This is a genomic window from Hydrogenophaga sp. LT287, assembly GCF_055702805.1.
In genome coordinates this window covers 1-21,666 of the sequence record NZ_JBVPZC010000013.1, presented here as the reverse complement: position 1 = coordinate 21,666, position 21,666 = coordinate 1, and the positions used below count along the sequence as shown (strand labels likewise).

At 65.8% G+C, this 21,666-nt stretch carries 21 protein-coding genes and 1 pseudogene; 8 read left to right on the top strand and 14 right to left on the bottom strand.

Annotation, left to right across the window (positions count from 1 at the left end):
- Positions 1-155: 155 nt before the first annotated feature.
- From AC0GNR_RS11430 to AC0GNR_RS11395, 8 genes and pseudogenes are all read right to left on the bottom strand, one after another.
- Complete coding sequence (locus AC0GNR_RS11430) at positions 156-1,331, bottom strand: PIN domain-containing protein (RefSeq protein WP_472901082.1); 1,176 nt, start codon at positions 1,329-1,331, stop codon at positions 156-158.
- A gap of 430 nt (positions 1,332-1,761) precedes the next feature.
- Positions 1,762-2,094, bottom strand: a pseudogene (locus tag AC0GNR_RS11425) (2Fe-2S iron-sulfur cluster-binding protein); the annotation flags it as partial.
- A gap of 6 nt (positions 2,095-2,100) precedes the next feature.
- Positions 2,101-2,370: a BrnA antitoxin family protein gene (locus tag AC0GNR_RS11420; protein WP_472901081.1), complete on the bottom strand. Its 270-nt coding sequence runs from the start codon at positions 2,368-2,370 to the stop codon at positions 2,101-2,103.
- On the bottom strand, positions 2,330-2,548 hold the full coding sequence (locus AC0GNR_RS11415; RefSeq protein WP_472901143.1) for a BrnT family toxin: 219 nt from the start codon (positions 2,546-2,548) through the stop codon (positions 2,330-2,332). The genes AC0GNR_RS11420 and AC0GNR_RS11415 overlap by 41 nt, the downstream gene beginning before the upstream one ends.
- Positions 2,549-2,648: 100 nt before the next feature.
- On the bottom strand, positions 2,649-3,620 hold the full coding sequence (locus AC0GNR_RS11410; RefSeq protein ID WP_472901080.1) for a PDR/VanB family oxidoreductase: 972 nt from the start codon (positions 3,618-3,620) through the stop codon (positions 2,649-2,651).
- Positions 3,617-4,654: an aromatic ring-hydroxylating dioxygenase subunit alpha gene (locus AC0GNR_RS11405; protein ID WP_472901079.1), complete on the bottom strand. Its 1,038-nt coding sequence runs from the start codon at positions 4,652-4,654 to the stop codon at positions 3,617-3,619. Before AC0GNR_RS11405 ends, AC0GNR_RS11410 begins: the two co-directional genes overlap by 4 nt.
- Before the next feature lie 83 nt (positions 4,655-4,737).
- Positions 4,738-5,247: a MarR family winged helix-turn-helix transcriptional regulator gene (locus AC0GNR_RS11400; RefSeq protein WP_472901078.1), complete on the bottom strand. Its 510-nt coding sequence runs from the start codon at positions 5,245-5,247 to the stop codon at positions 4,738-4,740.
- A gap of 92 nt (positions 5,248-5,339) precedes the next feature.
- On the bottom strand, positions 5,340-7,691 hold the full coding sequence (locus AC0GNR_RS11395; protein ID WP_472901077.1) for an ATP-dependent DNA helicase: 2,352 nt from the start codon (positions 7,689-7,691) through the stop codon (positions 5,340-5,342).
- 49 nt (positions 7,692-7,740) lie between these two features.
- On the opposite strand from AC0GNR_RS11395, the gene AC0GNR_RS11390 reads away from it, so the two are divergent.
- Complete coding sequence (locus AC0GNR_RS11390; RefSeq protein WP_472901076.1) at positions 7,741-8,562, top strand: hypothetical protein; 822 nt, start codon at positions 7,741-7,743, stop codon at positions 8,560-8,562.
- Here the strand turns inward: AC0GNR_RS11390 and AC0GNR_RS11385 are convergent.
- From AC0GNR_RS11385 to AC0GNR_RS11360, 6 genes are all read right to left on the bottom strand, one after another.
- Positions 8,559-9,263 (bottom strand): DUF2894 domain-containing protein, encoded by a 705-nt coding sequence (locus AC0GNR_RS11385; protein ID WP_472901075.1) that lies wholly within the window; start codon positions 9,261-9,263, stop codon positions 8,559-8,561. The genes AC0GNR_RS11390 and AC0GNR_RS11385 overlap by 4 nt on opposite strands.
- A complete protein-coding gene (locus AC0GNR_RS11380; protein WP_472901074.1) occupies positions 9,260-9,913 on the bottom strand; it encodes an OmpA family protein in 654 nt (217 codons plus the stop codon). The genes AC0GNR_RS11385 and AC0GNR_RS11380 overlap by 4 nt, the downstream gene beginning before the upstream one ends.
- Positions 9,910-12,342 carry a DUF802 domain-containing protein gene (locus AC0GNR_RS11375; RefSeq protein WP_472901073.1) on the bottom strand — a complete coding sequence of 811 codons (2,433 nt, stop codon included), beginning with the start codon at positions 12,340-12,342 and terminating at the stop codon, positions 9,910-9,912. The genes AC0GNR_RS11380 and AC0GNR_RS11375 overlap by 4 nt, the downstream gene beginning before the upstream one ends.
- Before the next feature lie 10 nt (positions 12,343-12,352).
- A complete protein-coding gene (locus AC0GNR_RS11370) occupies positions 12,353-13,138 on the bottom strand; it encodes a DUF3348 family protein (protein WP_472901072.1) in 786 nt (261 codons plus the stop codon).
- 276 nt (positions 13,139-13,414) lie between these two features.
- Positions 13,415-13,648 carry a SlyX family protein gene (locus AC0GNR_RS11365; protein WP_472901071.1) on the bottom strand — a complete coding sequence of 78 codons (234 nt, stop codon included), beginning with the start codon at positions 13,646-13,648 and terminating at the stop codon, positions 13,415-13,417.
- 24 nt (positions 13,649-13,672) lie between these two features.
- Positions 13,673-14,614, bottom strand: a complete 942-nt coding sequence (locus tag AC0GNR_RS11360) for a LysR substrate-binding domain-containing protein (protein ID WP_472901070.1) — start codon at positions 14,612-14,614, stop codon at positions 13,673-13,675.
- A gap of 111 nt (positions 14,615-14,725) precedes the next feature.
- Between AC0GNR_RS11360 and AC0GNR_RS11355 the strand changes: the two genes are divergently transcribed.
- From AC0GNR_RS11355 to AC0GNR_RS11325, 7 genes are all read left to right on the top strand, one after another.
- On the top strand, positions 14,726-15,433 hold the full coding sequence (locus AC0GNR_RS11355) for an HAD-IA family hydrolase (protein ID WP_472901069.1): 708 nt from the start codon (positions 14,726-14,728) through the stop codon (positions 15,431-15,433).
- A 44-nt stretch (positions 15,434-15,477) separates the two neighbouring features.
- Positions 15,478-16,167, top strand: coding sequence for a ribulose-phosphate 3-epimerase (gene rpe, locus AC0GNR_RS11350; protein WP_472901068.1), 690 nt, complete (start codon positions 15,478-15,480; stop codon positions 16,165-16,167).
- Between the two features lie 37 nt (positions 16,168-16,204).
- The gene (locus tag AC0GNR_RS11345; RefSeq protein WP_472901067.1) at positions 16,205-17,305 is read left to right on the top strand and encodes a class 1 fructose-bisphosphatase; all 1,101 of its coding nucleotides are present in this window, start codon (positions 16,205-16,207) and stop codon (positions 17,303-17,305) included.
- 133 nt (positions 17,306-17,438) lie between these two features.
- A complete protein-coding gene (locus AC0GNR_RS11340) occupies positions 17,439-18,323 on the top strand; it encodes a phosphoribulokinase (RefSeq protein WP_472901066.1) in 885 nt (294 codons plus the stop codon).
- 186 nt (positions 18,324-18,509) lie between these two features.
- Complete coding sequence (gene tkt / locus AC0GNR_RS11335; RefSeq protein WP_472901065.1) at positions 18,510-20,591, top strand: transketolase; 2,082 nt, start codon at positions 18,510-18,512, stop codon at positions 20,589-20,591.
- Positions 20,592-21,284: an HAD family hydrolase gene (locus AC0GNR_RS11330; protein ID WP_472901064.1), complete on the top strand. Its 693-nt coding sequence runs from the start codon at positions 20,592-20,594 to the stop codon at positions 21,282-21,284. It abuts the gene before it with no gap.
- Between the two features lie 36 nt (positions 21,285-21,320).
- The coding region (locus AC0GNR_RS11325; RefSeq protein ID WP_472901063.1) for a glyceraldehyde 3-phosphate dehydrogenase NAD-binding domain-containing protein at positions 21,321-21,666 on the top strand (346 nt) is incomplete at its 3' end.

The window sequence follows — 21,666 nt, the reverse complement described above, 5'->3', positions numbered from 1 at the left end:
CGAAGAATGATAGTTGGACAAGCAGAGTCGCACCACCAACTGACCGTGACTGATTCCAGGCGCAGTGCCAACGTTGGTTAAGCTGCCAACTGGGATGGTTTCCCATACAGGTGCCAGTCACGGGGCCAAGGGCATCAGCCTAGGAACGTCCGCGATCAATCGTGGTCGCTGAAGTCCGGCTCCACTTCGGCAGCTTCAAGCGAGTACTTCCCGGAGCCAATCTCAACTTCAATTTCCCACAATTCAGGCGCCACTTCCAGCTTCACAGAGTGGCAGGTGAGAAACGCCTCAACTTCCACTTCTTGGGAGAACGTGAAGCTGTCATGGCCGAAGGCCAATTCTTCACGGTCAATTGAGTCCCAGACAAAAAACTGAACGCTCACTGTGACGTCTACCGTTACGCTGGCCGTCAGTTCGACGACCCAGGCTCCCGGTTCGTTCTCGACCTTCCAGACGTTCAGCGAGCTTTCGTGGACGGAATAGTCCGTCAGCTCCACATCACTAACCTCAGGTTCGATGCGTCGAGACCCGTTGTACAGTTCGCTCGCGTCCCAATCTGCGCTAGAAACGTGTTCCTTGAGTGACTCCGTAAGTTGCGCCCGTAGAGCGGAATGCTTGTCGCCTACGGCGGCCGCAATCTTGTCCCTCACCGCTTGAGCGTGGGCATCGGTCGCGGCAAATAGCGCTGCCAAGTCGTCCAGCGATGAGACGCAGTAAAGGTGGGCAGACTGGTCTGCAAAGGCTTTCCAGCCAGCATCTCCCGAAGCAAGAATGCCCTTTGTCTCCTCGTCAATCGCGTGCTGCTCAAGGAGCAACAACGCCGCCGCGTCTGGGAACTCCGACTTTTTGTCGGCCTTGAGGCCGAATGGGGGATCTGCCGCGAAGTACCGAGCAAAGAGCATCTCCGGGTCGACATCCGCTATGGATAGGACGTCACCGCCGCACTGCGACACGTAGTTCTTGACGTCTGCCTCAAATTTCCGCTGCGCGGCAGCGAGCACATCTAGCTTGCTGAAATGAAAGTCTACTGGACTGAAATCTAGGCCAGTAAGCCTGGTGAGGCCTGCGGTCGAAGCCTGGAACTTGTCGGCAGCTTCCTTCACGGGAGCCAGCTTGTGACCAACGATCTCCTGCAGAACGACCTCCGTGAGCTGGAGCTTCATGGCGGTAGGAAGCTGGCGCGGAAGCTGGTTGAGCGCTCCCTTGCCGAAGTTGTAGCCAGCGGCCTGTATGACATCCGTGTCCAGGGAAAAGAACGCTACCTCACCGTCGACGAGTTCTTGAGGAGTTGGGAGTCCTGGCGGCATGTTGCAATAGTAGTGCAACCACATGAACCCCCGTCTGCTGCGGGTCGGCAGTGCCTGTTGGACAGATCAGTCAGCGGACGTTCGGCCGGCCTCGACTCCTTTACAGCAGGCAACGTCAGCATTGGCCCGATGAACGGTCATCGGACCAGCGACATCGCAGTTGCCTGGCTGACAGGTCTGTGTACATGACCGTGAACTGCGAGCGCGACCACCAACTACCGCTGTCGCTGCACTGCAGCCATTGACTCGGATGACCAATCGGCCGCAACGGGTCGTCAGTGGTCAGTCAGCACCCTGACTGTCAGTCATGTGAATTCAGTTGGCCCAATTCACCCCTTCAACCCAGGTGCAGTTTGCGGCAGTGCAGCCTTTCCAGCCGCGCGCCAAAAACAAAGGGCCGCGAATCGCGACCCTTTGCCCATGGGTGAATGCGCAGCAACCCGCGCTCCGCCATCTACAAATCCAGCACCAGGCGCCCACCCTTCGCCCGCGAACAGCAGGGTAGAAATTGGTTGTTCGCGGCTTGTTCTTCCGGCGTCAGGTAGTGGTCGCGGTGGTCGGGGGTGCCGGCTTTCACGCCGGTCAGGCAGGTTCCGCACACGCCTTGTTCGCACGACATGGGAATGTCAAAACCCGCGGCCAGCAGGGCTTGCAGGGCGGTTTGGGCGGGGGCCACGGTGACCACCTGGCCGGTGCTGTGCACTCCCGCCTCAAAGGTGCCGTCGCCGGCGGTGTCTGCCGGGGCGGCGCTGAAGTATTCGTGGAGCAGGCGTTCTTCGGGCCAGCCCTCGGTTTAGACCCGCCCGGCCAGGCTCAGTGCTGCCCGCAAGGTGTCGTTGATGCGTGTCTGCCACCCCTCACCGCTGGCGCGCAGCGCGGCCAGCACGTCGGCATCCAGGCGCAGCTTGACAGGCTCCTTGGTGGTGGCAGCTTTGGGGCGGCCGCGTGCCTTGGGTTTGTTCCCGTCATACAGGTCGGCGGACTTGAAAAATGCATCCGTCAATTCCGGTGCATCGTCCGGGTCATTCCAGGTGGCTGGCGTAGAGCGTTTTTTCCCGGTCATTGGCTTTCCTCATGCTGATGATGCGGCGTACCTCGCCGCGTGGGGTCCAGACCAAAACCACCAAACGGGCATCCAGCCACCCCACGGTGATGAACCGATCTTCTTCGTAGCCCGCTCTGGTGTCTTGCGCTGTGAAATGCAAGCCTTCAAACACGGCCTTTGCATGCGCAAAGTCCAGGCCACGCTCCAGCAGGGTTCTGCTGCGCTTGGCGTCGTCTCAGCTCGATCTCAATATATCAATGTACCCCCAATAAATGCAAATGCGTGCGTCCAGCCATCTACAAATCCAACACCAGCCGCCCACCCTTGGCCCGCGAACAGCAGGGTAGAAACTGGTCGTTGGCGGCTTGTTCTTCTGGCGTCAGGTAGTGGTCGCGGTGGTCGGGGGTGCCGGCTTTCACGCCGGTCAGGCAGGTGCCGCACACGCCTTGTTCGCACGACATGGGAATGTCAAAACCCGCGGCCAGCAGGGCTTGCAGGGCGGTTTGGGCGGGAGCCACGGTGATCACCTGGCCGGTGCTGGCCACTTCCATCTCGAAGCTGCCGTCGCCTGCGGTATCTGCCGGGGCGGCGCTGAAGTATTCGTGGTGCAGGCGTTCTTCGGGCCAGCCCTGGGCGCGGGCGGTGCTCAGCACGGCGTCCATGAAGCCTTGCGGGCCGCACACATACAGGTGGGTGCCGGGGTTGGCCTGTTGCAGCGTGGCGGCTATGTCCAGCTTTTGGGTGGCGTGGCCGTCGTCAAAGTGGTGGTGCGCGTGGCGCGCAAAGCTTGCCGCGGCCAGCCGCTCGGTGAAGGGTGTGCGCTCGCGCGAGCGGGTGCAGTGGTGCAGCTCGAAGCTTTTGCCGTGGCTGGCCAGGTGCTCGGCCATGGCCAGCAGCGGCGTGATGCCGATACCGCCGCCCAGCAGCAGGTGGTGGTCGGCGTTTGCGGCCAGGGGAAAGTGGTTTTTGGGCGCGCTGATTTGCAGCACAGTGCCTTCGTTCACGGCGTCGTGTACGGCCACCGAGCCGCCGCGCGACTGGGCGTCGCGCAGCACGCCGATTTCGTAGCGGCCGGCGTCGCTGGGCGGGTTGCACAGGGAATATTGGCGCACCAGGCCGCCGGGCAGGTGCACGTCCACGTGGGCGCCGGCGGTGAAGGCGGGCAGGGTGGTGCCCTCGGTGGCCACCAGTTGCAGGCTGCAAATGCCCAGCGCTTCGGTGCGCTTGCTGGCCACGCACACGGCCAGGGTGGGGCTGGGCTGGTTCATGGGGCGGCGCCTTGTTCGGCGGCAATCAGCCGGTCAATCACCCGGCGCGACTGCACGCCGCCGGCGTCAATGTTGAGCTTGAGCAGGGCGCGCTCGGGGAATTCGCTCAGGTTTTGCTGCTGACGCTCCAGCATTTCCAGGTCTTCTGAAAAGATCTTGCCCTGGCCTTCGCGGATTTGCGCGGTGAGCGCTTTGTCTTGCGGGTTGAACTTGCGCGCCATGCCCCAGAAGTAGTGCATGGAGGTGTCGGTTTCGGGGGTGATGAAGTCGACCACCACGGCGTACACCTTGTGTTCGGCCGGTGCGTTCACACCGCCGTGGCCGGCGTGGGCCACGCCCACCTCAATCATGACGTGGCTGGGTGGTGTGAAGCGGCAGATTTGCCAGCGGTCCACCGGCACGTCGTCGGCCAGGTGGTTGGCGCGCAGGGCGGCTTTCCAAAATGGCGGGGCCGAGATGTTTTCCATGAAGCGGCTGGTGACCACGGTGTCGCCGTCGATCGTGGTTTTGCAGGGCACCTCGTCAATCTCTTTTTGACCGATGCTGGTGGAATGCACATAGGTTTCGTGCGTCAGGTCCATCAGGTTGTCGACCATGAGGCGGTAGTCGGCCTTGACGTGGTAGAGCCCGCCGCCGTAGGCCCATTCGGGGTTGTCGTGCCACTCCATGTGGGGAATGAGGGCCGGGTCGGCCTTGTCTTTGTCGCCGGGCCAGACCCAGATGAAGCCGTAGCGCTCTTCCACCGGGAAGCTGCGGATGGCCGGGAAGCCGCCCACGCGCTGGCCGGGCATGGCGATGGTTTTGCCGTCGCAGCCCATTTCCAGCCCGTGGTAGCCGCACACCAGTTTGCCTTCGCACACGTAGCCCAGCGATAGCGGGGCGCCGCGGTGGGGGCAAAAGTCTTGCACGGCGGCCACTTTGCCGGCCTGCGCGCGGTAAAAAACGATGCGCTCGTTGCAAATTTTGCGGCCCAGGGGCTTGGCGTCAATGTCTTCGGCCGTGCAGGCCACGTACCAGGTGTTTTTGGGGAACATGCAGCGTCTCCTGTGGGGTGTGTTTCATTCAGTATGCTGAATGACGCGTATTTTACGGAATGTGTGGCGCCAATGACAGGGGTTCAAAATTCGGGTTTTCCCGAGGTTTGCGGCGGTGCTGCGGCTTCGTTCAGGTGCACAAACTTGCGCAGCAGGCGCAAAAACTCGGCTTGCTCAGCGGGCGATAGTGGCTGCAGCAGTTGCTGGTACATGGGCTCCACGCGGGGCAGCATGTCGCTCAGCATGGTTTCGCCAGCCGGCGTGAGGCGCAGGCTGCGCTGGCGCCGCGCCAGCAGCTCGCGCACGATCCAGCCCTTGCTTTCCAGCCGGGTGGCGATGTCGGCGGTGGTGGAGGTGTCGAGCGCCACCCGCTGCGCCAGCGTCACCTGGTCCAGGCCGGGCTCTTCTTGCAGGGCGCGCAGCAGGGCGTATTGCACCGGCGTGATCTGGCGGCCGTGGGTGTCGTGAAAGGTGGCCACGGCGAGCTGGTGGGCGCGGCGGATGAGGTGGCCGGGCTCGGCATGCAGCGCTATGGCGTCTTCGGGCCGCTCGGGGCGAGGCGGCGTGTTTGGGTCGGGTTGGGTGTCTGGCATGGGTTGGCGAGAAAAGGGCGCTGGGCCGTGGGCATGGTGGTGCTTTGGGGTACTGCGCAGTGCACCGCCAAGCGGGTGCAGCCCAGGCCGCACTATAGGTCAGGCGTGTTCGGTGCCGTGCGCGGGCCGCGCCACCAAGCCGGCAGCAGGCGTTGCACGTCATGGCGCGCAAAGCGGTCGTCCAGCAGCCACACGGTGCCGTGATCTTGCTCGGTGCGGATCACCCGCCCGGCCGCTTGCACCACTTTTTGCAGGCCGGGGTAGAGGTAGGTGTAGTCGTAACCGCGGCCAAACAGGGCTTGCAAGCGCGCGCGCATTTGCTCGTTGACCGGGTTCACCTGCGGCAGGCCGAGCGTGGCAATGAAGGCGCCAATGAGGCGGCGGCCCGGCAGGTCAATGCCTTCACCAAACGCGCCACCGAGCACCGCGAAGCCAATGCCCTGGCCGCCTTCGGTGAAGCGGGCCACAAAGGCGTCGCGCTCGGGCTCGCTCATGCCGCGCGACTGCGCCCACACCGGCAGGGCGGGGTGGTGCTGTTGCAACCGGTCCAGCGCTTGCTGCAGGTAGTCAAAGCTGCTGAAAAACGCCAGGTAGTTGCCGGGCTCGGCGGCGTATTGCGCCGCCATCACCTTGGCCATGGGCGTGAGCGAGGCCTTGCGGTCGCTCCAGCGGGTGGAAATGTGGGGCGCTACGCGCACCGCCAGCTGCTCGGGCGCGAAGGGCGACGGCACATCGACCCGCAGCGTCTCGGCCGGCAGGCCGAGCATGTGGGCCACAAAGTCCATGGGCGCGAGCGTGGCTGAAAACAGCGTGGCGCTGTGGGCTGCGGCCCAGCGCGGCGCCAGCAGCGGGCCGGGCACCACATTGCGGATGGCCAGCGCGGGGTGCTTGGCCCGCCCGGTGCTGGTGTCGCGGGTCAGGTCGCACAGCGAATGCTCGCCAAACTGCTCGGCCACACGCAGCAGGTGCAGCGCCTCAAACCACCAGCGCTGCAGCGGGCCGTCCACCGCGTCTTGCGGGTGCTGCGCAAGGTGGTCGCCGATGTCGCTGCACAGTTGCTGCAGCGTGGTGATGAATTCACCGGGTAGCTCGGGCAGCACCTCGTGGTCCTGCGTCTGGGTTTTGGCCAGGGCGCTCCAGCGGCGTTGCAGTTTGTCCAGCGGCTTTTTCAGCGCGGCGGGCGCGGCCTGGCGCAGCGCCTGAAAGGCGGCGGGCTCCAGCGTGGCGCTGTGCATGAGGCGCGCGCGCTCGATCAGGTTGTGCGCTTCGTCCACCAGCAGGCCCACGCGCCAGCCGTTGGCCTCGGTCAGTGCGTGCCAGGCGGCGCCGTGGTCAAAGTAGTGGTTTAAGTCGCCCACGGCCACGTCGCTCCAGCGCAGCATTTCTTGCCCCAGGTAGTAGGGGCACACGGTGTGTTCCAGCGCTACCTGGCGCAGCGTGGTTTTGCTCAGCCAGCGGGCCTGCGCGGCGGCTTGGCGGGCGGCAGGCAGGCGGTCGTAAAAGCCCTGGGCCAGCGGGCAGCTGTCGCCGTGGCAGGCTTTGTCGGGGTGCTCGCAGGCTTTGTCGCGGGCCACGCGTTCCAGCACGCGCAGCGGGATGGCCTGCGGTGTGTCGGCCTGGGTGAGCTTGTCCAGCGCGTGCAGCGCCAGTTGGCGGCCGGGGGTTTTGGCGGTCAGGTAAAAGAGTTTGTCGGTGCCCGGGTCTTTGCCGTTGCCGGGCGCGGCCTTGAGCGCGGCAAACAGCGTGGCCATGGTTTTGCCAATGCCGGTGGGCGCCTGTGCCATCAACACCCGGCCGTGGCTGTGGGTGCGGTACACCGCCTCGGCCAGCGCGCGCTGCCCGGTGCGAAACGCGGCAAATGGAAAGGCCAGCGCGCGCAGCGCCGCGTCGCGCGCCAGGCGGTGCGCGCGCTCGGCCCGCGCCCACACCGCGTAGCGCGTGCACAGGGCTTCAAAAAACGCGCGCAGTTCGGGCGCGCTGTGGTGCTGCACCAGCGGCGTTTCTTGCGCGGTGTCGATGTTGAAATAAACGAGCGCCAGGTCCAGCCCGTCCAGCGCCAGTTGTTCGCACAGCATGTGGCCATACACGCGGGCCTGCGCCCAGTGCAGCGCGCGCTGGTTGGCGCCAATCAGGGCCGGGTCGCCGCGGTGGGTTTTGATTTCTTCCAGCCGCAGGGCCACGGAATCAAACCCATCGGCCCGGCCTTGCACACGCAGCCCGCCCCACACCACACTCAGGGGCAGTTCGCGCTGGTAGCCCGCGCCGCGGCGCGAGGTGACCTCGCTGTGCCCGGCCACGCCTTCGCTGCCGCTGGGCGAGGGCGTGAAGCGCAGGTCCAGGTCGCCCGCGCGGGCCGCAAAGTCGCACAGCGCGCGCACCGCCACCGCGCCCAGCGGGGAGTCTTCAGCGGTTTCGGCTTCCAGGCGGGGGGCGGCGGTGTTCAAGATGGGCAGGCGTTGGGGTGTGGCATCGTACTGGATATACCATCAGCTGATGAGTTCGTTTGTGCCCACCCTGACCCGCCGCCACCACCAGCGCCTGCGCGACATTTACCGCTCGGCCGGCTGGCCTTGCCAGGACCTGCTTGAGGTGGAGCTGCTGGCCGCGGGGCAGGTAGAGCGGCGCCTGTCGGACCAGGGCCACGAGACGCTGCGCGTGACCGACGCCGGCATTGAAACGCTGGCGCGGGTGTTTGCCAGCAACAAGGCGGCGCGTTCCCCGCACGAAGCGCTGGTGGAGCAGGTGGCGGTGGCCATGGGCCGCGCGGGGCGCCTGGCCTGGCGCGGCCTGGCGCTGCGGGTTCCCTTGCCGCGCACGTTGTTGCAAGGCGCCCCGTTGGACGATGGCGTGGCGCCGACCGTGGTGGCCGGGCCGCCCGCGCAGTTGAGCGCGTTGGACGACGACACCGACACCGTGCCCGGCCAGCCCGACCACGCCTGGTGCATGGCCTGCCCCGACGTGTTTTCCATTCGCCGCAGCTCGGTGGAAGCCTACCTGGAGCCGGTGGTGCACGAGATCAAGGTGAACCGCGCCGACCTGCTGGGCGACCTGAAAAAACCCGCCAAGCGCGCCGCCTACCTGGGGCTGGCCAGCGCTTGCTGGTATGTGCTGGGGCACGACGCGCGCGGCCGCCCGATTGGCGAGCCCGACGAGATTCCACCCGAATGCGGTGTGATGCTGGCCACACCCGATGCGCTGATGGTGGTGCGCGAGGCACCGCGCCGCGCGCTGGAGCGCCTGCCGTTTCATGTGTGGATGGCGCTGGCCAAGGCCGGCCCGGTGCAGCGCGAAGAGCGGCAACAAACCCGGTTTTAGCTGGGTTTTTTGGCCTTGGCGCCGCGCACCGCCTTGGGCTTGGCGGCGGGGGGCTTCAGGCGGGCGCTGGCCTGCTCGATCCACAGCAGGGCGTCGGCATGCGCCATGAAGCGCCGCAGGTAGTGGGGCGACAGCTCGCGCATGAGCGCCAGCGAGCGCAGCACCAGCATGTGCGAGTTGAGCGGTCCGGCGTTTTCCGGGCCACGCTCCACGGCCAGGTCCACCTGGTCTTCGGCGCAGATGCGCGACCAGGTTTCGCGAAACCGGCGCACGCTGTTGAGTTCGGGCAGGGCGTGCTGGTGGGGCTGGGCGCCGTGCGCCAGCGGATCGTCGGCCGGCGCCTGCCGCACGCGATCGATGTAGCGGGTGAGCTCGGCCAGCGGCGACTCGGCGGCCTGGGCGCTGGCTGCCGGCATGCCCACGCCGCAGGCCGCCGCCAGCCGGCGCCGCTCCATTTTTTGCCGAGTGTGTTGCGCGGTCTGCGCGTCTTCTGCGCCCTGGCGCGCCTGCAGGGCTTGTGTGGCGCGCTGCTGGTAGTCGGCCAGCGCTGCGCCCAGCCGGGCGGCCAGCGCGCTTTGCACGCCCGGCGTGGCCGTTTGCACGCGGGCGGCCAGCGCCTCCAGGTAGTGAAAGCGCACCGGGTCCAGCTGGTGGGCGCCCGCGTTGCGCAGATCGGCCAGGGCGGCCAGCGGCTCGGTCATGGCTTGGCCGCGGGTGGGGTGGCGGTTTTGGGCACCGGCGCCATTTCAACCCGGCGGTTCAGGGTGCGGCCCTGTTCCTCGGCATTGGAGGCCACCGGCTGTTCGGCCCCGAAGGCGGCGGCAAACACGCGCGCGGGCGGCATGCCTTCGTCCATGAGCGCGCGGGTCACGGTGAGCGCGCGCTGGGCCGACAGCTCCAGGTTGTCCGCGTAGCGCCGGTTGCCGTCCTGGATCGGGCGGTCGTCAGTGAAGCCGCTGACCATCAGCATTTCGTCGCGCTCGCCCAGGTACACCTGCAGCGGCGGCACCAGGCTCTTGAGCAGCTGGCGGCCGTCGGGGCGCAGCTCGTCGGAGTTGAGCGGAAACAGCACGCTGCCGCTGATGCCAATGCGCCCGTTGTTCAGCGTGACGCGGCCCGTTTGCAACGGAATGGCCAGCGCTTTTTCCAGCGCCATGCGGCGCTGCTCTTCGGCCTCGCGCTTGGCAATTTCAGAGGCCAGGTTGCTCATCAGGTCCATCTGAACCACCAGCACACCCACCAAAATGAGCACGAAAGCGCCGAGCAGGCCCGACATCAGGTCGCCAAACACGGCCCAGACCGGGGCGGTCTGTTCCAGGCCGCCGTCGTCGCGGTCGTCCAGGTCGGTCATCCCGCGGCTCCCACCGGCTGGGTGGCAGGCGTGCCGTGCAGCCGGCGCAGGTCTTCCACAATGCCTTGCTGCGCGCTGATGCTGAGGTCGATCACCTCGCGCGCCTGCGCCACGTAGTAGCCCAGCTGGTCGTCGCTGCGCGCCATCGAATGCTGAATGGCGCCTTCAATGCGCTGCAGGCTGTCCATGAGCTGCTGGTTGCTGGCGCTGAACAGCTGCACGCCGTGGCCGAACGACTCGCCCAGGCTGGCCAGCTCGACCGCGCTGGCGTTCACATGGGCGGCCACCTCGTCCACCCGGCCGGCCTGCGCGCCCAGGGTCTGGGCAAACTGGCCACTGGCTTGCGCCATGACCGTGGCGGCCGATGCCACCAGCGACTCGATGGCGGCGCGCTGTTCGCCCGTGGCCTGCTGGACCGTGTGCAGCAGCGTGTCGAGCTGGGCCACCAGGCTGGTGCGCTCTTTCAGAGCCAGGTTGTCGCGCTCGGTGATGTGGCCCATTTCCTGGCGCAGCTGGGTAATCACCTCGGCGGCGGCGCGCGGCGCCTCTGAGGCGGTTTCCAGCAGGCGGGTCATGGGGGTTTCCAGCGCGGTGCCCAGCGTGGCCAGGTGGCTGGCCAGCGCGCCTTGCAGCTCGCCCAGCCGGTTCACCGCCGCTTCACCCCGGGTGGCTTCTTCGGTGCGCAGGGTGCTCATGTGGGCGCTCAGCTCGGCCTGCAAGGTTTGCAGGCGGTCCACGGCGGCCTGGCCGCGTGTGGATTCGTCGGTGCGCAAAGCCGTTAGCTGTTGCGCCAACGTGGTTTGCAGGGCTTCCAAGCGGTCCACGGCGGCCTGGCCTCGTGCCGATTCGTCGGTGCGCAAGGCGGCCAGCTGGTCGGCCAGCGTGGTCTGCAGCGCTTCCATGCGCTCCACGGCGGCCTGGCCGCGCGTGCTTTCGTCGCTGCGCAGGGCGGCCAGTTCGGTGCGCCACAGCGTGGCCAGCGCGTCCATGCGCTGGCCGTGGTCTTGAGCCCAGCGGGCTTCCGCCTCGGTGCGGGCGCGCACCAGTTCTTCGGACTGGGCCAGCAGGCGCGCCATGTCGTCAAGGCTGCGGCCGGCCTGCTGGCTGACGCGTTCGCTGATCGTTGTAGCGGTGTGTTCCAGTGCCTGGCACACGGCCTGTTGCTGGGCCAGCGTTTGTGCGCCGGCCTGCTGCCATTCGCCTTGCAGCGTGGAAGCCAGCGCTTGCAGCGACTGCGTCCAGGCGGCCTGCTTGTGCTGGTCGGCCTGCGCCAGCCCGGCGAGCGACTGGGCGGCGCTGGCCTGCACGCTGGCCAGCAAGGCGGTGGCGCGTTCTTCAAAGGTGTGGGTGAAAGCGTTCAGCGCGCGGTCGAGCCCGCTCACCTGCTGTTCGCTGGTGTGCGCATGCTGGGCCAGGGCGCTGGTCCAGGTGTCGGCCACGGTGGTGGCGGTGGCGCCAAACTGGGTGGCCAGACCGTTCAACTGCGTTTGCACCGCGTCGCTCACGCGCCCATGCTGGCGCGCCGACTCTTCGGCCATGGCCGCCATGGCGGACTCAACCACCGGCTTCAGGCTCTCGCCGGCCACCCGGGCGCTGGCGCTCAGGCTGTCTTGCAGCGACGTGGCCACGGCGCTGGCCAGCCCGGTGTAGGCCACCGACACGTCGCTGTGAAACTTCGCCTGGCGGCTGAGCAACTGCGCGTCCAGCTGTTCGCTGCGCTGCTCGATCTGCGCCATCAGGGCTTGCAGCTGGGTGACCACGGCGGGCAGTGCCTGGGCTTGCGACTGCAGGGCTTTGAAGCTTTCCTGGCGCTGGTGGGCCAGCGAGAACGTCCGCAAGGTGGTCGCGATCTGCGCGTCCAGCAGGCGCACCACGCCGAGGCGCTCGCGCCGGCTGATGGCCGACATGAGGCCCAGCATGGCCGACGCCGCCACACCCGCCACCGAAGTGCCAAAGGCCAGCCCCAGCCCTTTGATGGGGGCGGCCAGCGCCGAGCGAATGGCCTGCAGGTCGGTGGAGCCGTCCAGCGCAAACACCGCGCCCTTGAACGTGACGACCATGCCCACAAACGTGCCCAGCATGCCCAGCATGACCAGCAAGCCCACCAGGTAGGGCGTGAGCGCCAGGCCAGGCAAGGCCACGCGCTCGCCCTCTACCCGCGCGCGCACCGCGTTTTGCACCGAAGGGTGCAGGCCTGCGAGCCAGTCGCCCAGCTGAGCCAGTGGCTGCGGAATGTGGCTCAGCGCCGTTTGCAACGAGGCGGTCACGGCGCGAAAGCGCCGGATTTCCACGGCGCCCAACACGTACACCGCGCCAATCACCACGCTCATGGCCAGCGCCAGCGCGCTGGTGCCCACAAAACCCACACCCACCCAGAGGACGGCCACCAGACCCAGGACAAAGGCCACGGCCAAAACGATTCTGCTCATTGTTGTTGCTTCACTGATTCACGGAGTTGCTGAGTGCTTCGATCATTCCCAGGACGGGCTGCAGGCGCACGTCGAGTTCGGCCAGCAAGGTGGCCTGGAAGGTCGGTTCAAAAGAGGCCAGCCAGCTTGGCGCTGCCGCCGGCGCATCGGGCTCGGTGGGGTGCTGCTGGCGCAGCTGGTCAAAACGGCGTTCCAGAAATGCGGGCACAGTGGCCAGCATTTTTTGTTCGCGCCCGCCCAGCAAAGGGTCGAGCACGGCGTCCAGTGCGGCCAGCTGGGCCAGGGCTGGCGTGGCGCTGGCCAGCGTCTGGCGCACATGGCCGCGCAGGGCTTCCAGGCTCATGTCCATGCGCCGCTGGTGTTCCTGGTAACGCTGCTGGAAGGGAGCAAAGCTGATGTCGGGTGCGGCGGGCGGGGCTTCCGCGTCCAACGGCAGCACGCTGGCGGGCAGCGCGTGGCGGTGCCGCTTGGTGCTGGCACCGGTTGGCGGTGGGGTCTGGATGGCTTGGGTCAGCGTGGCGCGCACGCGCTGAAATTCGGCGGTCAAGGCGGTTGCGCGGCCTGTGCCGTGGGCCCGGGCGCGCGCGGGCTTGGCAGAGGCCATGGCCTGGATCGACTGGTGGGCCGCATGCAGCGCAATGGCGTCCGCCACATTCAGCCACTGGCCCAGCCGCTCGGCAACGTCCTGCCGGGGCGACTCGGCCGGCGCGGGCATGCCGTCACCGAGCAGGCGCACCAGTCTGGAACTGCTGAAGTTGCTGCGCAAAACCAATCCTTCACCCCGAAACGGGGCCATCAAGCGGTTGAAAATGGGTGGGCCGGGGAGGCCGCTGGGCACCGGTCCATCGCTGGGTGTTCATCCAGTGCTTCGGCCTGAATGTCGCGTCAACGTTGGGGTGTGCACACGGGTCGGTTGCGGCAGGTGTGCCGGCAGCCGGTGTGGCCAGCATCGAATTCGCCGAAAAGGGCGAAACCGGTGGCCGGGGGTAATTAGAAACGATTCAGAAACCCGCTTTGTAACCACCCGGGCCGGGGTGTGCATTCGTTCGCGCACCCCCGGGCCAACGTGGGTTCAATAGTGCGGTGGCAGTTCGTCGCGCGGGTTGCGTGGGGCGGCCATGCTTTCGCCGCCGCCGTGCTGGCGCAGGCGGCCTACTTCGCGCAGCAGCAGGTCGATCTGGTCTTGCTGCGTGGCCACCAGCTGGTTCAGGGTGTCCAGCAGGTCTTCGGTGTAGCTGAGCTTGATCTCGAGCTGCGTCAGGCGTTCGTCGGTGCGGTCGGTGGCCGGGGTGTTGGGGGTTGTCATGGGTATGGGGTGGAAATGGGGCGCCTACAGCGCCTGCGGCAGTTTCAGCAACTGGCCGTATTTTTCGGCCAGGTGGCCTTCGGCGCGCTCGAGCATGAAATAGCGAAACGCTTCGGCGGCCGGGGAGAGCAGTTTAGACAAGGTGTGCACCACGTTCCAGGCGCGCACGATGGGCGTGCCTTCCACGTCCAGGGTGGCAATCAGGCCGTGTTCCAGTTCCAGGCCGATGGTGTGCAGCGACAAAAAGCTGATGCCCATGCCGGCCATCACCGCTTGCTTGATGGTTTCGTTGCTGGTCATTTCCATCACCACGCGAGGTTCCATGCGGGTGCGTTCCAGAAACTTTTCCATCGCCGCGCGCGTGCCCGAACCGCGCTCGCGCAAGATGAAGCCGTAGGGCTTGAGCGAGTCCACCGTGGGGTGGCCCACCTTGAGCAGCGGGTGGTCGGTGGCGGCCACAAACACATGCGGGTGGGCGGCAAACGGCTCGGCGCGCGTGGCCAGCTCGGTGGGCGGGCGCCCCATGATGGCAATGTCCAGCTCGTTGCCCTGCAGCATCTTCACCAGCTGTTCGCGGTTGCCCACGGCCAGCCGGATTTCAATGCCCTCGTGCTCGTGCTGAAACTCGGCCATCAGCCGGGGTAAAAAGTACTTGGCGGTGCTCACCATGCCGATGGTGAGCGTGCCCACCTCCAGCCGCTGCAGGCGGGCGGCGGCGTCTTCGGCGTCTTTCAGCGTGGCCAGCACCTTGCGGGCGTACACCAGCATGTATTCGCCCGCCGTGGTCAGCGACACCTGGCGCCCGGTGCGCTCAAACAGCGGCAGGCCCACATGGCCTTCCAGCTCTTTGACCTGCATGGTCACCGCCGGCGGCGACAGGTGCAGCACCTCGGCGGCGCGGGCAAAACTGAGGTGTTTGGCGACCTCAGTGAAAACCCTGAGTTGGCGGAAGGTGGCGTTTTTCATTAAGTAAAAGCTTAACTTAAAAGCAAGTAATCGTGAATTTACCTTATTTAAGTGAATGCCTATAGTTCGCCAACACCCCGGTTTTTCGGGGGGCATTCACTGGTTTAGCCCATGCTCCGAGCCCTGATTTTTGATGTTGACGGCACCCTGGCCGACACCGAAAGCGTGCATCTGGCCGCGTTCAACCACGCCTTTGAGCAAGCCGGTATGGGCTGGCACTGGGACCTGGCCCAGTACACGCAGTTGCTGGACATTTCGGGTGGAAAAGAGCGCATGTTGCACCACTGGCGCAGCCTGCAGCCGGATTTGAAAGAGCTGGCCGGCGGCGCGGTGGAGGCCACCATCAACCGGCTGCACGAGATCAAGACCGCCTATTACGAAAACGCGGTGAACAACGGCGCGGTGACCCTGCGCCCCGGTGTGCTGGCGCTGATGAGCGAAGCCCGGGCGCAAGGCCTGCAACTGGCCATTGCCACCACCACCTCGCCCGTCAACATTGCGGCCCTGCTGCGCAGCGCCATTGGGTCTGACTGGCGCAGCCACTTTCTGGCCGTGGGCGACGCCAGCAATGCCCCGGTCAAAAAGCCCAACCCGCAGGTCTACATGAAGGTGCTGGCCGACATGGGCCTGCGTGCAGCCGATTGCTTGGCCTTTGAAGACTCGGCCAATGGCCTGCGCGCGGCCAGGGCCGCCGGCCTCGCCACCGTGATCACGCCCAACAGCTTCACCGCGCACCACGACTTCACCGGCGCCCTGCGGGTGGTGCCCGACCTGAGCCAGGTCAACGTGGCGCGCCTGCGCGAATGGCACAACGGCTGATGCCGCGTTTGCCCACCGTTTCTTTCACCCCACCGGCCCGTTCCATGACCCCCATTCGCCTTGCGCCCTCCATCTTGTCTGCCGACTTTTCCCGCCTGGGTGACGAGGTGCGTGCCATTGAAGCGGCCGGCGCCGACCTGGTTCACTTTGACGTGATGGACAACCACTACGTGCCCAACCTCACCATCGGTCCGCTGGTGTGCGAGGCGATCCGTCCGCACGTGAAGATCGGCATCGACGTGCACCTGATGGTGGAGCCGGTGGACGCGCTGATTCCGCTGTTTGCCAAGGCGGGCGCCAACATCATCACCTTCCACCCCGAAGCCAGCCGCCATGTGGACCGCACGCTGCAACTCATCCGCGACCACGGCTGCAAGGCCGGCCTGGTGTTCAACCCGGCCACGCCACTGGAGTGGATGGACCATGTGATGGACCGGCTGGATGTGGTGCTGCTGATGAGCGTGAACCCCGGTTTTGGCGGGCAAAAGTTCATTCCAAGCACGCTCGCCAAGCTGTGTGATGCGCGCCGCCGCATCGACGCCCACGTGGCCGCAGGCGGCCAGCCGATCTGGCTGGAGGTGGACGGCGGCGTGAAGCTGGACAACATCGCCGAGATCGTGCGGGCCGGCGCCGACACGCTGGTGGCCGGCAGTGCCGTGTTTGGCGCGCCCGACAACGACGGCGGCTACCACACCGTGATGAAGCAGCTGCGCAAGAACGCCCGCAGCGCCTGAGCCCCTTTCCGCATTAAAAAACCACCGAGAGACCGCCATGCCTTTGTCCAAACGCTCCACGCTGACCCAGTTCCTGATTGAGGAGCGCCGGCGCTTCCCCAGTGCCAGCGGCGACTTCAACGCCTTGATTCTGGATGTGGCGCTGGCCTGCAAAGCCATTGCCCGCGCGGTGGCCTTTGGTGAACTCGGCGGCATGCTGGGCAACCACGACGCTGCTGCCGGCGGCGCCAGCGTCAACGTGCAGGGCGAAACGCAGAAGAAGCTGGACGTGATCAGCAACGACATGTTCATCAGCGCCAACAACTGGGGCGGCCACCTCGCGGGCATGGGCTCGGAAGAAATGGACGAGCCCTATCAAATTCCGGGCCAGTACCCGCGCGGCAAATACCTGCTGGTGTTTGACCCGCTGGATGGCTCCAGCAACATCGACGTGAACGTGTCGGTGGGCAGCATCTTTTCCATTTTGCGGGCGCCGCAAGACGTGATCGACAGCGGCCGCGACATCACCGCCGAAGACTTCTTCCAGCCTGGTGCCCAGCAACTGGCGGCGGGTTACGCGCTCTACGGCCCCACCACCATGCTGGTGCTCACCGTGGGCGACGGCGTCAACGGCTTCACGCTCGACCCCAACCTGGGCGAGTTCAAGCTGACGCACCACAACATCCAGATTCCACCCGACACGCAGGAATTTGCCATCAACGCGTCCAACAGCCGCTTCTGGGAAGCGCCGGTGAAGCGCTATGTGGACGAGTGCCTGGCAGGCAAAACCGGGCCCCGGGGCAAAGACTTCAACATGCGCTGGATTGCCAGCATGGTGGCCGAAGCGCACCGCATTCTGATGCGCGGTGGCGTGTTCATGTACCCGCGCGACACCAAGGACACCAGCAAGCCCGGCCGCCTGCGCCTGCTTTACGAGGCCAACCCCATCGGCATGCTCATGGAGCAGGCCGGTGGCCGCGCCAGCACCGGCAGCGTGCCCATGCTGGGCGTCATGCCCACCGCGCTGCACCAGCGCATTGGCCTGGTGTTTGGCAGCAAAAACGAGGTGGAGCGCATTGAGCGCTACCACCACGAGCCGGCGGCCTACAAGGAAGACGCGAACCCGCTGTTTGCCGAACGTAGCCTTTTCAGGGATTGACCACCCCCGCGCCGCGCCTAAGGGCGCGTCACCCCCTCAAGGGGGCGGCACTGGCGGCCCGGCAAAGCCGGTTCCGCTGTGCCCTTGGTGAGCATCCCCTCTGCTGAACTGATTTTGTTTTTTGGAGAACTTCATGTCTGAACGCCACCCCATCATCGCCATCACAGGTTCCAGCGGCGCCGGTACCTCGACGGTTACCCGCACGTTCCAGAACATCTTCCGCCGCGAGAATGTGACCGCCGGCATCATTGAAGGCGACAGCTTTCACCGCTACGACCGCAAGGAAATGAAGCTGAAGGCGGCCGAGGCCGAAGCGGCGGGCAACAACAACTTCAGCCACTTTGGTGCCAACGCCAACCTGTTCGGCGAGATTGAAAACCTGTTTCGCACCTACAGCGCGACCGGGCAAGGCAAGAGCCGCAAGTACCTGCACAACGCCGAAGAAGCCGCGCCCTATAAGCAAGAGCCCGGCACCTTCACGCCCTGGGAAGACCTGCCGGCCGACACCGACATGCTGTTTTACGAAGGCCTGCACGGCGCGGTGGTGACGCCCGAGCACAACGTGGCGCAATACCCCGACCTGCTGGTCGGCGTGGTGCCGGTCATCAACCTGGAATGGATTCAGAAGCTCTACCGCGACAAGAACATGCGCGGCTACAGCGCCGACGCGGTGACCGACACCATCTTGCGCCGCATGCCCGACTACGTGAACTACATCACCCCGCAGTTCCAGCACACGCATGTGAATTTCCAGCGCGTGCCGATCGTGGACACCAGCAACCCGTTTGTGGCGCGCGACGTGCCCACTGCCGACGAGAGCATGGTGGTGATCCGCTTCGCCAAGCCCAAGGGCATCGATTTCCAGTACCTGCTGAGCATGATCAATGGCTCCATGATGAGCCGCGCCAACACCATCGTGGTGCCTGGCGGGAAGATGGAACTGGCGATGCAGCTGATCTTCACGCCGTTTATATGGCGCATGGTGGAGCGCAAGAAGAGAGCCATGGGCTTGGCTTGATGCTTTGAGCTGCGTTGTTTCGCGCGGGCCCCCATCCCCGCCTTCCCCCAGCGGGGGAAGGAGCGAAGCCCGAATGCCCGAGCTTCCCCGCTTGACTCCCTCACCCGCTGGGGGAGGGCAGGGGTGGGGGCCAGCCAGCAGAGACCCCACTGAGAAACTTGAACCACTTCAGGCCCGAAGGACACCATGAACAACCCCTCTCCCGAACTCGCTCGCCAGATGGCGAACGCCATCCGCATGCTCGCGGTGGACGCTGTGGAAAAAGCCAAGAGCGGCCACCCCGGCGCGCCCATGGGCATGGCCGACATTGCCGAGGTGCTGTGGAACCGGCACCTGAAACACAACCCGGCCAACCCGCACTGGCCCGACCGCGACCGCTTCGTGCTGTCCAACGGCCACGGCTCGATGCTGATTTATGCGCTGCTGCACCTGACGGGCTACGACCTGCCGATGAGCGAGCTGAAGGCTTTTCGCCAGCTGCACAGCAAGACCGCCGGCCACCCCGAGGTGGGCATCACCCCCGGTGTGGAAACCACTACCGGCCCGCTGGGCCAGGGCATCACCAACGCGGTGGGCATGGCGCTGGCCGAGAAGCTGCTGGCCGCCGAGTTCAACCGCGAAGACGAGGACGCCACGCACCACATCGTCGACCATTTCACCTACGCGTTTTTGGGCGACGGTTGCATGATGGAAGGCATCAGCCACGAGGCTTGCGCCCTGGCCGGCACACTGCGCCTGTCCAAGCTGGTGGCGTTCTACGACGACAACGGCATCTCCATCGACGGCCATGTGGAGGGCTGGTTCACCGACGACACGCCCAAACGCTTCGACGCCTACGGCTGGCACGTCATCCCCAACGTGGACGGTCATGACCCCGCCGCCATTGAAGCGGCACTGGTGGAGGCCAAGAAGCAGGGCGCGCTGCCGCACGGCAAGCCCACGCTGATTTGCTGCAAGACGGTGATCGGCATGGGCTCGCCCAACAAGGCCGGCACGCACGACGTGCACGGCGCCGCGCTGGGCGCTGCCGAGGTGCAGGCCACGCGCGACGCGCTGGGCTGGACGGCGCCGCCGTTTGAAGTTCCCGATGAATTGGCCTTGGCCTGGAATGCGGTGGACCGCGGCGCCGCCGCCGAGCGGGCCTGGCGCGAGCGCTTCGAGGCTTACCGCGCGCAGTACCCGCTGGAAGCCGCCGAGTTTGAGCGCCGCATGGCCGGCGATCTGTTGCCCGCGTTCGCCGACAAGTTGCCCGAGGTGCTGGAAGCCATTGCCGCCAAAGCCGACGCCTTTGCCACCCGCAAGGCCAGCCAGAACGCGCTGGATGTGCTGGCGCCGCTGGTGCCCGAATTTTTCGGCGGCAGCGCAGATTTGACCGGCTCCAACCTCACCAACTTCAAGGGCTGTGTGAAGGCCGGGCGCGACGCCTGGGGCAACCACATGAGCTACGGCGTGCGCGAGTTCGGCATGGCCGCCATCATGAACGGCATCGCGCTGCACGGTGGCTACATCCCCTATGGCGGTACCTTCCTCACGTTCAGCGACTACAGCCGCAACGCCATCCGCATGGCCGCCTTGATGAAGCTGCGCGTCATCCATGTGTTCACGCACGACAGCATCGGCCTGGGTGAAGACGGCCCCACGCACCAGTCGGTCGAGCACGTGCCCAGCCTGCGCATCATCCCGGGGCTGGACGTGTGGCGCCCGGCCGATGGCCTGGAAACCGCCGTGGCCTGGACCTGCGCGATCGAGCGGCGTGACGGACCGAGCGCGCTGTGCCTGTCGCGCCAGAACCTGCCGCGCCTGAGCGACCTGTCCATGGTCTCGAAAATCCGCAAGGGCGGCTATGTGCTGGCCGAGGGCGCGAACCCGCAGGCGGTGATCGTGGCGACCGGTTCCGAAACCTCGCTCGCCATGGAAGCCCATGCCGCGCTCGCCGCCGAGGGCATCAGCACCCGCGTGGTGTCCATGCCCAGCAGCAACGTGTTTGACCGCCAGCCCGAGGCCTACCAGGACAAGGTGTTGCCGCTGTCGCTGCCCACCGTGGCGGTGGAGGCCGCGCACCCCGACTTCTGGCGCAAGTACGTCGGTCGCACCGGCGTGGTGGTCGGCATCGCCAGCTTTGGCGAGTCGGCACCGGCCAAAGACCTGTACCAGCACTTCGGCATCACCAGTGCGCGCGTGTGTGACGCCGTGCGCACCCTGGTGCACCGGGCCGCCCACCGGCTCGAAGAAACGCTGCCCGAGCACATCATCAAAGGGGCCCACTGAATGGCTGCCTACCCCTACGACCTGATCCTGTTTGACCTGGACGGCACGCTGATAGAGACCGCGCCCGAAATTGCCGATGCGGTGAACGACACCCTGACGCGGTTTGATTTGCCACCCGTGACGCAGCAGCAGGTGAACGACTGGATTGGCCACGGCACGCGCGAGCTGCTGATCCAGGCGCTGGCCTATGTGGGCAACACCACAGCCGACCTGGTGCGCCACTCAGACAGCTTCAAGCTGATTGAGGTCGAATTTGGCAAGTTCTACCAGCGCCGCTGCGGCACGCGCAGTCACCTGTATCCCCAGGTGCGGGAAACCCTGCACGCCCTGCGTGCGGCGGGCGTGAAGTTGGTGGTGATGACCAACAAGGAAGGGCGGTACACCCAGACCGTGTTGGACGCACACCAGATGACGCCGCTGTTTGATCTTGTGATCAGCGGCGACACGCTGCCGGTGAAGAAGCCCAACCCGGCCGGTATCGAGCATTGCCTGCAGCGCTTTGGTGTGCCGCGTGAGCGCACCCTGTTTGTGGGCGACTCCAGCATCGACGTGGCCACGGCGCGCAACGGCGGCATTGCGGTGTGGGCGCTGCCCTATGGCTACAACATGGGTGAACCCATCGAATCCTGCTCACCTGATCGCGTGATTCCCGATTTTTCGGCGTTGACCACCGAGCTGCCCACAACAGCCTGAACGCCCATTTTTCACCTCTCCCGGAGACCTTCCACCATGACCATCAAGATCGGTATCAACGGCTTTGGCCGTATCGGGCGCAACGTGCTGCGCAGCGCGATCCAGAGTTTTTCTGACATCGAAGTTGTTGCCATCAACGACCTGCTGGAACCCGACTACCTGGCCTACATGCTGCAATACGACAGCGTGCACGGCCGCTTCAAGGGCACCGTCAAGGTGGAAGGCGGCAACATTGTGGTCAACGGCAAGACCATTCGCCTGACGCAAGAGCGCGACCCCGCCAACCTGAAGTGGAACGAAGTCGGTGCCGACATCGTGGTCGAGTCCACCGGCCTGTTCCTGGACAAAGTCACCGCCCAGAAACACCTGGACGCCGGCGCCA

Coding starts and splice junctions, on each gene's coding strand:
- AC0GNR_RS11370 (WP_472901072.1), bottom strand. CDS start 13,138: ATGGCCCCGTTTCGGGGTGAAGGATTGGTTTTGCGCAGCAACTTCAGC.
- AC0GNR_RS11375 (WP_472901073.1), bottom strand. CDS start 12,342: ATGAGCAGAATCGTTTTGGCCGTGGCCTTTGTCCTGGGTCTGGTGGCC.
- tkt (WP_472901065.1), top strand. CDS start 18,510: ATGAACAACCCCTCTCCCGAACTCGCTCGCCAGATGGCGAACGCCATC.
- AC0GNR_RS11340 (WP_472901066.1), top strand. CDS start 17,439: ATGTCTGAACGCCACCCCATCATCGCCATCACAGGTTCCAGCGGCGCC.
- rpe (WP_472901068.1), top strand. CDS start 15,478: ATGACCCCCATTCGCCTTGCGCCCTCCATCTTGTCTGCCGACTTTTCC.
- AC0GNR_RS11330 (WP_472901064.1), top strand. CDS start 20,592: ATGGCTGCCTACCCCTACGACCTGATCCTGTTTGACCTGGACGGCACG.
- AC0GNR_RS11385 (WP_472901075.1), bottom strand. CDS start 9,263: ATGACCGAGCCGCTGGCCGCCCTGGCCGATCTGCGCAACGCGGGCGCC.
- AC0GNR_RS11430 (WP_472901082.1), bottom strand. CDS start 1,331: ATGTGGTTGCACTACTATTGCAACATGCCGCCAGGACTCCCAACTCCT.
- AC0GNR_RS11345 (WP_472901067.1), top strand. CDS start 16,205: ATGCCTTTGTCCAAACGCTCCACGCTGACCCAGTTCCTGATTGAGGAG.
- AC0GNR_RS11400 (WP_472901078.1), bottom strand. CDS start 5,247: ATGCCAGACACCCAACCCGACCCAAACACGCCGCCTCGCCCCGAGCGG.
- AC0GNR_RS11420 (WP_472901081.1), bottom strand. CDS start 2,370: ATGACCGGGAAAAAACGCTCTACGCCAGCCACCTGGAATGACCCGGAC.
- AC0GNR_RS11410 (WP_472901080.1), bottom strand. CDS start 3,620: ATGAACCAGCCCAGCCCCACCCTGGCCGTGTGCGTGGCCAGCAAGCGC.
- AC0GNR_RS11405 (WP_472901079.1), bottom strand. CDS start 4,654: ATGTTCCCCAAAAACACCTGGTACGTGGCCTGCACGGCCGAAGACATT.
- AC0GNR_RS11365 (WP_472901071.1), bottom strand. CDS start 13,648: ATGACAACCCCCAACACCCCGGCCACCGACCGCACCGACGAACGCCTG.
- AC0GNR_RS11390 (WP_472901076.1), top strand. CDS start 7,741: ATGAGTTCGTTTGTGCCCACCCTGACCCGCCGCCACCACCAGCGCCTG.
- AC0GNR_RS11380 (WP_472901074.1), bottom strand. CDS start 9,913: ATGACCGACCTGGACGACCGCGACGACGGCGGCCTGGAACAGACCGCC.
- AC0GNR_RS11355 (WP_472901069.1), top strand. CDS start 14,726: ATGCTCCGAGCCCTGATTTTTGATGTTGACGGCACCCTGGCCGACACC.
- AC0GNR_RS11360 (WP_472901070.1), bottom strand. CDS start 14,614: ATGAAAAACGCCACCTTCCGCCAACTCAGGGTTTTCACTGAGGTCGCC.